The organism is Natronolimnobius baerhuensis (assembly GCF_002177135.1).
GTDB classification, from domain to species: Archaea; Halobacteriota; Halobacteria; order Halobacteriales; family Natrialbaceae; genus Natronolimnobius; species Natronolimnobius baerhuensis.
In genome coordinates this window covers 164691-177840 of the sequence record NZ_MWPH01000002.1, presented here as the reverse complement: position 1 = coordinate 177840, position 13150 = coordinate 164691, and the positions used below count along the sequence as shown (strand labels likewise).

Here is a 13150-nt window from a genome sequence, read left to right as displayed (position 1 = left end):
CTGCATCCGCGATTTCTGCGGGTGCGCTGACAGTGACGGAGAGCCAGCGGTCTGCCGGTGTTGACATCCGAGTCTGTGAGCCGTGTCGCCATAGCGCTCATATCGGATGCGTCCGTTAGTCGAGGTATGCCAATCGTTGCAGCCGTTGACCAGTCCGACCGAGCGGCCGTCGTCGTCGAACGGGCCGCGGATCTCGCCGAGAAATACGATACTGAACTCCACGTCCTCCACGTTGGACACCCGACCAGTGATTTCACCGAGGTTTCCGCGGATGCCATGCGTGAACAACACGAGGTCACAGCGAAAACGACAATCGAGAAAACGCAGAACGCGGCAACTGCAGTCGCATACGACATTGCGACGATGGTTGACGGCCTCGAGAACACCGATTACAAGGCGGTTGGACTGGTCGGCGATCCAGCGGAGGTTATCCGGTCGTATGCCACGGAACACGACGCCGAGTACATCGTCGTCTGCGGTCGGCACCGACGACCGCTCGGACAGGCGTTGTTCGGCAGTGTCACACAGGCGCTGCTGTTGAACGCGAACCGGCCCGTTGTCGCCGTGCCCTACGAGGACGACGAGGCCTAACTGTGGCGGTAACGGGATAGCATTATTAGTCTACAGGGTCAGCACCCGACTATGCCGACCATCTTCGCCGGATTCGTCTCAATCGCGATTATCCTCGCGGGCGTCCTGTGTTGGTACGAGTACACGCTCTACACCGCCGACGAAAAAGCTCGAGCGCCGGGACTGTTGTCCGTCTACCTCGGCATTACGGCACTGATGTTCGTCGCCGGAATCGGTGGTCTTGCGCTTACGATCATGACAACCGGCTGGGAGTGGCTGTTGCTCGGCGTTATCGGGATTCTCGCTGCTGCTTCCTCCGTGATCCAGTCACGGCTGCACGACCGAATGGGGCTCGATCAAAGTCCGTTCCTCGAGCGCGTCCTCAAGTAGTTCGGCTACGGCCGCGGTGCAGCCTTCTGTAACGCTGTTTCAGCGATATTTCCACCGTAGTCAGCACTTCGAGAGAGGGAGTCGACGATTAGTCCGAGCGACTGGGCTTGGACTGGTTCGAGGTCACGCAGCATATCGTCAATCGTTCTGGTGTGTTCGTCGATCTCGAGGACGGCTTCGCGGGCGGCGTGGCCGAGTCGATTCGCTTCGTCGGTCTCGTCGGCAACGAGTGCGTCCATGGCTTTCGCAAGCACGTCAGAGGCATCAGTACGAAGTGCAGCGAGTGCGTCGGCCACCGACTCCGGGATATCCTCGAGTTTGAGCGCAAGATTGCTGATTTTGGCAGCGTGATCAGCGACGCGCTCGAGTTGGCGCGCACTCGAGTGATAGTCGAAACAGTCCTCGCGCGGGAGGCCGAGTTCTTCGGCGGCTCGCGGTGAGCGCAGCGTCGCACGGAAGATTCGGGAGACGACGAGCCAGAGCCGGTCGACGTCGTCGTCGCGTTCGATGACGTCGCGTGCGATGTCGTCGTCGTTTTCGACCAGAGCGGTGATCGCGTCCTCGAGCATCGACGTTGCGATGAGACGCATCCGTGAAACAGCGTTGACAATCGACAACTCCGACGAATCGAGCAGATCCTGAATGACGACGCTGTCAGTCGTTTCCTCGAGGACTTCGACGCCGACGAGACTCTGGGTGGCGTCTCGAATCGCGCGGCGTTGATCCGTCGTGATCCGACTGGCCTCGAGTCGGATGATGTCGAAGCCGCTGACGTACATCGTCATGACCGCGCGCGTGAGTCGCTCGTCCTCGAGATCCGAGACGTCGAGCGTTCCCTCTTGACGACCCGTTTCGTTACGCGGGGTGACCAACAGCGCGTCGTCTTCGGGGTACAACTCGACTGTCGTTCCAGAACTCACGTCGTTCGCTGTTGCCCAGCCTTTTGGCAGCGAGACGGTATACGTCGACCCACCCGTTACTTGGACTTTCCGCGTCTCCATAGCCCCCGATTGCTGGCCAACCACTATAAATCCCGTCGTATCTATAGATTGGCAGCGTCGGATACGTTGGGTGAAACGGCTACAACGGCCGTTCTCTCTCTGAATCTCTCTCGAGAGCTGGGTTGGTAACCGTACACCTACATAGCAATATATAGTAAACATAGTAGGGTATTTAGAGACAATATCCTCTCTAGGTGAGTGATGGGAAACGAGCCGATAACTGGCAGCGCTGACGGTGGGCAAACGACCACTGGTCGGCGGGCATTACTCGGCGTCGCCGGAACCGCACTGGCGGGACTGGCGGGATGTATCACCCGCGGCGAGGACAGTGGCCTCGAGGGCGAGATTCGGATCGACGGTTCGAATACGTTGTTACCGAACAGCGCGCTCGTCGCCGAACTGTTCATGTGGGACAATAACCAAGTTCGGATTTCAGTCAGTGGGTCGGGGACTGGGGCCGGATTTCAGCAATTTTGCCGAGACGAAACGGACTTACAAAACGCGAGTCGTGCGATCAGCGATGATGAGGAACGCCAGTGTACGGACAACGATGTTGACTGGCTCGAACTCGAGGTCGTGATGGACGGGCTTGCGGTTATGAAGCATCCGGACAACACCTGGTGTGACGAACTCACTGTCGAGGAACTCAGACAGCTGTGGGAGCGAGGATCGGATATCGAAACGTGGTCCGACCTCGACGACGACTGGCCCGACGAAGAGATCTCCTTTTACGGCCGAGATGCTGCCTCGGGAACGTACGACTACTTCACCGAGCAGATCAACGGTGCCGTCGGGAATATCCGCAACGACTACAGCGGGTCACCGGACACGAACAACATCATCCGTGGCGTCCGTGGGAACGAGCACGCCATCGGGTTTGGTGGTGCTGGCTACTTCTACGAAAACGAAGACGACCTCGACCTGATCAGCATTTACAACGGTGAGGAGTACGTCGTCCCGACGCCAGACACAATCGAATCTGAGGCGTATCAGCCGCTCTCGCGGCCGATGTATCTCTACGTGAATCTCCCGGCACTCGAGCGTCCGGCGTTCCGTGAGTTCGCACGATTCTATCTTCGAAACACGCAGGAAACGGCGCGCGATGTCGGATTCTACGCCGTTCCTGATGAGACAATCGATGAGCAACAGGACAAACTCGAGGCGGCAATCGAGGAGCATGCATGAGTACGGACACTGAGCCGATGGATCTGAGTCGGGATGGAAACGACGTGGGGACGATTGGCGACCGTCTCGCACGCTACATCTTCTTCGCGTGTGCGTTCGTCACGGTTGCAACGACGCTTGCGATCATCGTTGTCTTGGTCGATGGTGCAATTGATTTCTTTGCGCAGGTTTCATTCCTCGAGTTCTTTACGGAGACGAACTGGTCGCCACGCGCAGCGGATAATCCGAGCTTCGGCGTGTTGCCACTGGTCTGGGGAACCCTCATGATCACCGTCGGGGCCGCCCTGATTGCGGTTCCAGTCGGGACGCTGACGGCGATTTACCTCTCGGAGTATGCGGATCCGCGCGTTCGAAAAGTTGCAAAGCCGACGCTCGAGATCCTCGCGGGAATTCCGACGATTGTGTATGGGTTCTTCGCGGTCTCGTTCATCACGCCGTATCTTCAGGTGCTTGGAGAGAACGTTGCGTTCATGCCAGTTCCGGGGACGTTCAACGCTGTTGCGGGTGCAATCGTTGTTGGCATCATGATTATCCCGATGGTGTCGTCGATTTCCGAAGACGCGATGTCGTCCGTTCCCGACTCGTTGCGAAACGCAGCCTACGGGCTTGGTGCGACGAAATTCGAGGTTTCGACACAAGTCGTCCTGCCGGCATCGCTGTCGGGGATTCTGGCAGCGTACGTTCTCGCGATTTCGCGTGCAATCGGCGAAACGATGGCCGTAACGCTCGCTGCGGGCGCACTGCCCCAGATGACCCGCAATCCGTTCGAGGAGATTCAGACGATGACGGCGTACATGGTCGAAATCGGGACTGGTGACGCTTCTGTCGGGTCGATTGGCTATCAGAGCCTGTTCGCCATCGGATTGACGTTGTTCGTGATGACGTTTCTGATGAACGTCTTCAGTATGTGGATTCGGTCGCGCTACCGGGAGGAGTATCAATGAGCACACAGACAGCAGACGAGACGGATGAGTTCGAGTTCGACGAGTCAGCAGTCAAGCGCAAACGCCAGCTCGGGAAGGTCTTCCTCGGGCTGTGTTTCGCTGCGACCATGGTCGGCGTCGTTGCCCTCATTGCGTTGCTCTACGACGTCGTCAGCGAGGCCTGGGGCTGGCTCACCTGGGAGTTTCTGACGTATCCACCGTCGCAGATCGTCGAGCACTACAACCCGGCGAACTACGGCAATCTCCCAACTGGTCCCGGCGGCATGTACCCGATGATTATCGGGTCGATCTACCTGATTACGCTCACTGCCATCTTCACCCTCTTTCTGGGTGTCGGCGCAGCGATCTATCTCGAGGAGTATGCCCCTGAGAATCTGCTTACGCGGTTCATCGAGGCGAACATCTCGAATCTCGCGGGTGTGCCCTCGATTGTGTACGGTCTGCTCGGGCTTGCGGTGTTCGTCCGAGCGATGCAAACCGGAGCGAGCCTCATTGCTGGTGCCTTGACGCTGACGCTGCTCATCTTGCCAATCGTCATCGTCCAATCACAGGAATCACTGCGCGCGGTGCCAGACTCGATGCGTCAGGCTTCCTATGGCACAGGGGCAACGAAATGGCAGACGATTCGAAATGTTATCCTGCCCGAGGCAGTGCCGGGGATTATGACCGGGATTATCCTCTCGCTTTCTCGAGCAATCGGAGAAACTGCGCCAATCCTGATGGTCGGGGCGGCAACGACGTTGTTTGCGCCGCCGTCGCTGACCGACCCGACCGGCCCCTTCGGCGCGATGCCGATGCAGATCTTCGAGTGGGCGAAGTTGCCCGAGGAGAACTTCCAGCACGTCGCTGCAGCCGGGATCGTCGTCCTGTTGACGCTGTTGTTGCTGATGAACGCCGTCGCGATCTACATCCGGAACAAGTACGACCCACGCGGGTAGTGTCGCCACGGCACTGTCGGCGATATTCGATTGGTAACTGAGCGTACTGATTTCGGTTTTGACCCGACAGACGATGCCTGCGGTGGGTTTATCCGCTCGACAAAGTATGGGTCTGTATGGGCAACCGAGGACACACCTCCGATGAGGGTGATGCTGTGCCCCCGGACGCGACACCCGGCGGCTACCACCACCTATTCGATGTCCTCGACGAACGCATCGCACAGTTTGATGCCACCGGCTGTCTCGTCTCCGTCAATGAGAGTTTCCTCGAGTTGCTTGGCACGAGCCGTGATGCAGCTGTTGGAACCCATCTCTCAGCGATCTTCGCACGTAAGGACGGTGACCGCCTCGAGAACGCACTCGCGTCACTTCTCGAGGGGGACACAGCCGAACGGACGCTCGAGGTGACGATGCGTACTGCAGACGGTGGCCACATTGTCTGTCACCTGGCTCTCTGTGTCGTCCACGACTCGGCTGGTGATGCGCGAGTCGCGATGGTCATCCGTGACACTGAACCAGCCGACCAGGAGCCGACACACTCACGGTCGACACCCCCAGTGGAATCGCTGCAGTCAGTAATCGACGAAGCCGACGTCGGTGTGTTCGTCCTCGATGAGTCGTTCGATGTCGTCTGGATTGACAAGAGTATTGAGACCTATTTCGGGGTTAACCGGGACGACGTGATCGGACGGGACAAACGCACGCTCATTCAGAATACGATTGCAAGCCGCCTCGAGGATCCCGCGACGTTCACAGAGACTGTGTTTGCGACCTACGATTCGAATACGGGTCCTGAACAGTTCGAATGTCACGTGCGTCCGGGACCAGACCGAGAGGACCGCTGGATCGAGCATCGAAGCAAGCCAATCAAATCCGGGCCGTACGACGGCGGTCGTATCGAGTTGTACTACGACGTTACGTCCCGCAAACAGGCCGAGAACGCACGCGTCGAGAGTGAAAAGCAGTTCCGCTCACTTGTGGATGCAGTCGAGGAGTACGCAATTTTTAGACTCGACCCGGACGGCCACGTCGTCAGTTGGAACGCTGGCGCAACCCGGATCAAGGGCTACGAACCGCGAGAGATTCTCGGGAAGCACTTTTCGCTGTTTTATACGGCTGCTGATCGGGACGAACACGTTCCGCAAGCGAACCTCGAGCGTGCACGGGAAAACGGCGTTGCCAAAGACGAAGGCTGGCGGTGTCGGTCGGATGGCTCACGGTTCTGGGCGAGCGTCACGATCACGGCGATTCGAGACGCAGATGGCACCCTCGAGGGGTTTGCAAAGGTGACGCGAGACATGACCGACCGTCGGGAACGGGAACAACGGTTGCAGCGGGAACGGGATCTGGTCGAACGGATTCTCCAGACCAGCCCCGTCGGAATTGCCGTTATCAATCCGGATGGTACGACGAACCAGGCCAACGAACGGATGGCTGAGTTGCTTTCAGTTCCTGTCGATGACGAACCGACGCTCGATCCAACCCAGCGCAAACTCTACGATTCAACGGGCTCGGTCATCCCGATTGAGGAGCGACCAGCGAGGCGTGTCTTCGAGACCGGTGAGCCAGTGACCGACAGGGAGGTCCGCGTTACGGAGCCAGATGGTCGAACGCGCTGGCTCTCGATCACTGCGACGCCACTCACAGATGAGTCGGGAGCGCCCGACCAGGTCGTCATGACCGCGACAGACATCACCGACCTCAAAACGATGGCGGAGCAACACAAACGGAAACTCGAGGAGCGCGAAAAAGAGTATACTGCGGTGCAACTCACGACGAGCCTGCTGGAGCCTGGCGACAAACCGACCGACAAATTACTCGATGAACTCGTCCAGACGCTTCCACAGGCGTTTCGGTTCCCTGAGAAGACCGAGGCGCGTCTCACGATGGGGGATGCGGAGGCGACGACGGATGGCTATCTCGCAGTCGATCCATCGATTGGTGCACAGACGGCGACAGCGAACGGGACACCGATTACGGTCACTGTCTGTCTCACAGACCCACTCACAGAGACCGAAGAGATGCCGTTTCTCACTGAAGAACAGGAGTTGATCGATACGCTCCTCACGCTCATCACGTTTCACTTCGAGCGCCGCGAGTACATCGACGAGTTACAACTCGAGACACGACGCCTCGAGCAGTTCGCCTACGCTGCCAGTCATGACCTGCAGGAACCGCTGCGGATGGTCTCGAGCTATCTCCAGTTGCTCGAGCAGCGAAACGCGGATGCGCTCGACGAAGACGGCATGGAGTTCCTTTCGTTTGCAAGAGACGGTGCAGATCGCATGCGTAACATGATCGATGGACTCCTTGCGTACTCTCGGATCAAAACGCACGGTGACCCGTTCGAGTCGGTCAATCTCGAGGTCGTCCTCGAGGGCGTCCTGTCCGATCTCGAGGGCGACATTACGGCGACGGACGCCGATATTACAGTCGAAGCGTTACCGACGATTCAGGGCGATCCACAGCAACTCTCGCACCTGTTCTATAACCTGCTCGAGAACGCGATCCAGTACAGTGACGAGCCGCCAGTCGTCACCGTTTCGGCCGAGCAACGGGGACCCGAATGGGTCATTTCGATCAGTGACGAGGGAATCGGTATCGATCCGGATCTGCATGGCCGGATTTTCGAGGTATTCGAACGCCTCCATAGCCGCGACAAGTACCCTGGCACCGGAATCGGACTCGCGATTTGTCAGCGGATCGTCGAACGCCACGGTGGCGACATTGGGGTTGAGTCGACGGTCGGAGAGGGCTCGACGTTTTCGGTCACGTTCCCAACGGCCGACGAACAGGACAGCTGATCAGGGTACACAACCGTCCAGACGGGACAGGGATACGTCAGTGATCGTCGGCATGCTGAGTATCCGTGGGTTCTGAGTGCTGTTGTGACTGCCAGCCAAGACAGAATAGGCCAACGCCAATTACGATCCACGTTACTGGAACGATGGCCCCGAGGATGTATCCAGAAGTCGGAAGCAGATCGAACATGTAGAGGTATGGAAACAGAAATGCCAGCAGTGCGAGCGCGAGCCCGTAGCCGGCGAACGCCATCATTTCAGTCGCGCGAAGCTGGTCTCGAAACACCGAACTGTACGTGAGAAACGCGGCGTAGGGGACGAACGAGACGAGTTTGACGACGAACTCGAAGATCGGCCGGAAATTCAGCCAGATGCCACTATCGTAGTGCGTGAGATAGACCGCACCGTCGTCGTCTTCGACGATCCCGTACATTTCGTAGGCCTCGACGTTATCCGGGAACGCTGGTCGCTCCTCGTATTCGTCACACATGAGCAGTCGGTCGTCACAGACCAGGACGATACCGAGCCGTTGCCAGCCGTCGCCCCGATTGTCGTCTTGTGATCGAGGGAGTGTTTTTGCCTCCTCGAGCGCTTGTTGCGTCGACGAGTCGAAGCTGCTCACCTGGACGGGATCGCCCGGCGTCACGTCGTCCTGTCCGACGGTCTCTTCGAAGGCCTCGGTTGATTCGTGGGCGATGGAATACGACGACGGACTCTGTGAGTACGGATACGTGAGCGCTGCCGGGTACGCAACAAAACCGACGAGTACGAGCGCAACGAGCAGCGAAATCACCACGACGAGCCGAGAGTTCACTCTGCAATCATGTCTCACTCGACGATAAATGTTTTCCGGTTGGTACGAACACACCCAACGCGAGACGGAACCGCTACTCGTCGTCGGTGAGTGCTTGCCAGGATAGTCGCGGGTTCCGCGCCGCGCTCGTCTGGTCGATCCGTCGGGCGGTGGTTCGGTCGGGCGCGTCCTCGAGCACCTCGTCGCCTTCCTCAGCGACAGCGTTGAAGGCGGCGGCGAGGCGGTCAAGCGTCTCCTTGCTCTCGATTTCGGTCGGCTCGGTCATCAGCGCCTCGGGGACGATTTCGGGCCACTTCGTCGTCGGCGGGTGGACGCCGTAATCGAGCATCCGCTTGGCGACGTCGGCCGCGTCCTGCTCGCCCGCGCTGGCGACAAACTCGTGATGGAACGGCTCGTAGGGCACGTCGTACTCGAGTTGGCTCGCGAGGTAGTTCGCGTTGAGGACGGCTTTGGCGCTTGCGTCCGCGAGTCCGTCGTCGCCGAGTCGCGCGATGTAGGCGAAGGCCTTGATGAGTACGAGCCAGTTGCCCTGATAGCCGTGGACGTGGCCGATGGTGTGGTCAGGGTCGAACAGCTCGTAGTCGACGTCGCCACCGTTGGCCTCCCGCACTCGAGGCGCGGGCAGGAAGGGCTCGAGGTCCTCCACAACGCCGACCGGTCCCGCGCCGGGGCCGCCGCCGCCGTGGGGCGTCGCGAACGTCTTGTGGACGTTGTAGTGCATGACGTCGAAGCCCATATCGCCGGGCCGTGCACGGCCGAGTAGCGCGTTCAGGTTCGCGCCGTCGTAGTAGAGCAGGCCGCCCACGTCGTGGACCATCTCGGCAATTTCCTCGATGTCGCGCTCGAAGAGGCCGAGCGTGTTCGGGTTCGTGAGCATGAGCGCCGCCGTGTTCTCGGAGAGGGCGGCCTCGAGCGCCTCGAGTTCGACCCGTCCCTCCTCGTTACTCGGCAGCGAGACGACGTCGTAGCCACCGAGCGCGGCGGTCGCGAAGTTCGTTCCGTGGGCGCTTTCAGGGATAATGACCTCGTCGCGGTGGCCCTCGCCGTTGTGCTCGTGGTAGGCTGCGGCGACGCGGATCCCGACGAACTCGCCGGCCGCGCCCGCAGGTGGCTGGAGCGTCACGGCGTCCATGCCGCCGATTCGGCCGAGGTAGTCCTGCAGTCGAGCGAGTAACTCGAGGGTGCCCTGGATCGACCGTTCGGAGCGGTCGGGGTGGACGGCCGCCGAAGGCAGCGCGGCCACGTCCTCGGTGAACTTCGGATTGTACTTCATCGTACACGAGCCAAGCGGATAGGGACCGCTGTCGATGCCGTAGATCATCTGCGAGAGGCGCGTGTAGTGGCGTGCGAGTTCGGGTTCGGAGAGTTCCGGCAACTCGAGTGAGTCACGCGTCAGGTCGTCGGGAAGCGGGGAGTCGACGCGTGTCGCCTCTCCTTCCTCGCCAGCGTCGGCGTCGCCAATCGCGACTCGCGTGAGGTCCTTTTCCGAGAGCAGCGGTTCGTACTGGCCGTTCTCGACGTAACGAGCCTGATCGTAGCGAACCTGGCTGGCGTCTATCGGTGTCTCCGCAGTTGTCCGTTCGTCGCTCATCGAACCACCTCCGAGACTGCCGTGACGAACGCATCGAGTTGCTCGTCAGTGACGCCCGCAACGCAGAGCTGGAGTTCGTGCTCGCCGACGACGTGGACCGCAAAGCCGCGCTCCTCGAGGGCGTCTGCAACCTCCTGTGCAGGCTGGTCGACGTGGGCGACGAACTCTCGAAGGTGGTGGCGGTCGTGAACCGCCGCTGTAACGCCCTCGAGGTCGTCGAGACGCTGTGCGACCTCGTCAGCGCGTCGGACGCCGCGGTTGGCGAGTTCGACCATGCCGGTCGGGCCGAGTGTGGCCGCGTGCATCGCCGTTCGGAGTGCGACCCAGGCCTGATTCGTACAGATGTTGCTCGTCGCGCGCTCGCGGCGGATATGCTGTTCGCGCGTCTGCAACGTGAGCGTGAACGCGCGTCGGTCGGTCGCGTCCTCGCTCGCACCGACGAGTCGGCCAGGGACCTGCCGAAGATAGTCGTCGCGACAGGCAAAGAGCCCGAGGCCCATCCCGTAACTCGTCGGCAACCCGAGCACGCTCGCGTCGCCGATCACGACGTCCGCACCGACATCCGCGGGACGCTGCAGGACGGACAGCGCAACCGGATCGGACCCGAGGACGAACAGTGCCTCGGCGTCTGCGGCGGACTCGCCAATAGCCGACAGATTTTCCTCGATTGTCCCGCGAATCGTCGGGTTCTCGGCGTAGATCATGACTGTTTCTTCGTCGACGATCTCCTCGAGCGCCTCGAGATCGGCGTTCCCGTCAGCTGTGGGGTACGTCTCGACTTCGAGGTCGGTGCCAGCGACGTAGTTCTCGAGAGTGCTCCGTCGTCCCTCGCGCAGTATGTCGGGGACGAGCACGCGGTGGCCGCTGGTATCGCGGACGCGGTCGGCGAGCGTCGCCGCTTCACCGAGTGCCGTCGCCGCATCGTACATCGAGCAGTTGGCGATTTCAAGTCCCGTGAGTTCGACAAGCAGCGACTGGTACTCGAACAGTGCCTGCAGAAAGCCCTGTGAGACTTCCGGCTGGTACTGCGTATAGGAGGTCAGAAACTCCGAGCGATCCGCGAGGTGGTCGACCAGCGAGGGGATGTAGTAGCCGTAGTGTCCCCGCCCGAGTAGTTCCGTCAGCTCGTCGTTGCGCTCGAGGACCGAGCGAACGAGGCGTCTGGTCTCTCGTTCCGTTCGTGCGTCGATTCCGAACTCGTCGTCGAATGCGACGGCCGCCGGAATGTCAAAGAGGTCCGCAGCCGTTTCGACGCCGACCGCCTCGAGCATCGCAGTCCGTCCATCGTCCGTATGGGGAGCGTATGGACTCCCCGTTTCGTGTGATCCATGCATATTAGCGTGCCTCTCGAGTCCCCTGACTCGTCGATAGGGTTCGTTGCAGGTGCAGATGCAGCCGTCGGGGTACCGCCGACAGCCACCTAGCCGTCAGTCTCCGCCCGTATCCGTCGTGAAAGCCCGTTTCGGCCACGATAGCTGTTGCTAGCGGCCAGGGGGTAATGAACACATTCTTTCTGTGACCGACGCCAGCGATGGCCGAACCAGTTAGGACTCATCGCGGTCGCCATCACGCTCGTCTCCCAGGATGTCAGTCTCCGGGTCAGCCGCACGCTCGAGGACAGTCATCACGCCCACGGCAGACGTATTGACTGCGGGGTCTGCCGCGCGTTCGTCGGCCGAGATCGGTTCCCCGTTGCCAGCGCGTTCGCGGGCGAACACGTCGAGCGTGATCTTTGCGCCGCCGAGGACGACGGGACCGATGAACAGTCCGACTGCGCCGAAGACCAGCAGGCCGCCGAAGATACCGACGACGACGATTGCGGAGTTAAAGGCGCTCGTGCGGCCGATCAGTGCCGGACGGAGGTAGGTATCGGAGGCGCTGACCAGCGAACCGTAGACGACGAGTACGGCGGCCGCGACGTACTGACCGGTCGCGAACAGGTAGATCGAAACGGGAACCCAGACCCCGAACGCTCCGACGAGTGGGAGCAACGCGAGGACGAACGTCGCCACCGTCAAGAAGATCACGGCGGGAACGCCGAGGATGGCCAGCCCGATCCCGAGGAGAACGGCCTGAATCGCCGCGACAGCGACGTTCCCGACGACAGAAGCCCACATGAGTTGGTCGAGGCCAGTACACAGTTCTTCCTGTAGCTCATCTCGAACCGGCAACACGCGTCGGAACCACGCAACGAGTGCGCCCCCATCGCGCAGCAGCGCAAAGAGAACGAACACCGTCACCGTCAACCCGATTAATACGTTTGGCAGTCGCGTCACGAGTTCGAGGCTGCTCGTTGCAAGTCCCTGCAGGGCCGATCCAATCGGCTCCTGATACGTCTCCCACATCTCGTGCAGATCGACCGAGTAGCCTGTCGACTCGAGTTGGCCTTCGATTTCAGCAATGCCGAGTCCATCCTCCTGAATGGCCGTCGCAATCTGGAGTGCTTCGTCGAGTGCAATCGCGAGGACGTATGTGAGTGGCAGTAAAATTGTGAGGATTGCAACAGCGACGAGGGCGAGCGCAGCAGTCATCGAGCTAACATACCGCTCGAGGCGTCGCTGGGCCGGCATGAGGATGTACGCGAGGACGAGTCCAAGCAGAACGTACTGAAGATACGGCAGGATGACGGCGATACCGAGCAGGGCGCTCACGATGGCGACAATGGTTAACCCGGTCCGATCTGAGAGCCACTGTGTCGGTCCGCGTGCGGGCGTCGACTCTGTCGAATCGGATCCAGTAGCGCGACGGGACGGAACCGGCGATATCGCAGTGGCGTCGAAATCAGCGTCTGCATGTTCGCCAGCATCGGCTCCATCGTCGCGTCCAGAATCGGCGTCGGGCCCGCCCATAGCGGAGCTACAACGGCATCACATATTAGCCCAGTGAAACATCACGGCCAAGGAGAGCACGGACGGA

Annotated in this window: 11 protein-coding genes; 6 read left to right on the top strand and 5 right to left on the bottom strand. The window is 60.3% G+C overall.

Going from position 1 to position 13150, the window contains the following annotated elements; translation table 11 throughout:
* Positions 1 to 126 precede the first annotated feature (126 nt).
* On the top strand, positions 127 to 591 hold the full coding sequence (locus B2G88_RS07050; RefSeq protein ID WP_054863377.1) for a universal stress protein: 465 nt from the start codon (positions 127 to 129) through the stop codon (positions 589 to 591).
* A 51-nt stretch (positions 592 to 642) separates the two neighbouring features.
* Positions 643 to 960: a sodium:proton antiporter gene (locus B2G88_RS07045; protein ID WP_087714395.1), complete on the top strand. Its 318-nt coding sequence runs from the start codon at positions 643 to 645 to the stop codon at positions 958 to 960.
* 5 nt (positions 961 to 965) lie between these two features.
* On the opposite strand, the gene B2G88_RS07040 is transcribed toward B2G88_RS07045, so the two are convergent.
* Positions 966 to 1961, bottom strand: a complete 996-nt coding sequence (locus B2G88_RS07040; protein ID WP_054863376.1) for a phosphate signaling complex PhoU family protein — start codon at positions 1959 to 1961, stop codon at positions 966 to 968.
* A gap of 201 nt (positions 1962 to 2162) precedes the next feature.
* Between B2G88_RS07040 and B2G88_RS07035 the strand changes: the two genes are divergently transcribed.
* The 4 genes from B2G88_RS07035 (at position 2163) to B2G88_RS07020 (ending at position 7832) form a co-directional block, all read left to right on the top strand.
* Positions 2163 to 3146, top strand: coding sequence for a PstS family phosphate ABC transporter substrate-binding protein (locus B2G88_RS07035; RefSeq protein ID WP_054863375.1), 984 nt, complete (start codon positions 2163 to 2165; stop codon positions 3144 to 3146).
* Positions 3143 to 4090 (top strand): phosphate ABC transporter permease subunit PstC, encoded by a 948-nt coding sequence (pstC, locus tag B2G88_RS07030; RefSeq protein WP_087714394.1) that lies wholly within the window; start codon positions 3143 to 3145, stop codon positions 4088 to 4090. Before B2G88_RS07035 ends, pstC begins: the two co-directional genes overlap by 4 nt.
* Entirely contained in the window at positions 4087 to 5028 is a 942-nt protein-coding gene (gene pstA, locus B2G88_RS07025) for a phosphate ABC transporter permease PstA (protein WP_087714393.1), read from the top strand. The genes pstC and pstA overlap by 4 nt, the downstream gene beginning before the upstream one ends.
* Before the next feature lie 116 nt (positions 5029 to 5144).
* Positions 5145 to 7832 carry a PAS domain-containing sensor histidine kinase gene (locus B2G88_RS07020; RefSeq protein ID WP_087714392.1) on the top strand — a complete coding sequence of 896 codons (2688 nt, stop codon included), beginning with the start codon at positions 5145 to 5147 and terminating at the stop codon, positions 7830 to 7832.
* A gap of 37 nt (positions 7833 to 7869) precedes the next feature.
* Here the strand turns inward: B2G88_RS07020 and B2G88_RS07015 are convergent, their stop codons facing one another.
* The 4 genes from B2G88_RS07015 to B2G88_RS07000 all read right to left on the bottom strand — a co-directional run bounded on the left by B2G88_RS07015 (position 7870) and on the right by B2G88_RS07000 (position 13083).
* Positions 7870 to 8643 (bottom strand): hypothetical protein, encoded by a 774-nt coding sequence (locus tag B2G88_RS07015; RefSeq protein WP_087714391.1) that lies wholly within the window; start codon positions 8641 to 8643, stop codon positions 7870 to 7872.
* Between the two features lie 73 nt (positions 8644 to 8716).
* On the bottom strand, positions 8717 to 10234 hold the full coding sequence (gcvPB, locus tag B2G88_RS07010) for an aminomethyl-transferring glycine dehydrogenase subunit GcvPB (RefSeq protein ID WP_087714390.1): 1518 nt from the start codon (positions 10232 to 10234) through the stop codon (positions 8717 to 8719).
* Positions 10231 to 11568, bottom strand: a complete 1338-nt coding sequence (gene gcvPA / locus B2G88_RS07005; protein WP_087714389.1) for an aminomethyl-transferring glycine dehydrogenase subunit GcvPA — start codon at positions 11566 to 11568, stop codon at positions 10231 to 10233. The genes gcvPB and gcvPA overlap by 4 nt, the downstream gene beginning before the upstream one ends.
* 210 nt (positions 11569 to 11778) lie before the next feature.
* Positions 11779 to 13083, bottom strand: coding sequence for an AI-2E family transporter (locus B2G88_RS07000; RefSeq protein ID WP_087714388.1), 1305 nt, complete (start codon positions 13081 to 13083; stop codon positions 11779 to 11781).
* Positions 13084 to 13150: the final 67 nt, after the last annotated feature.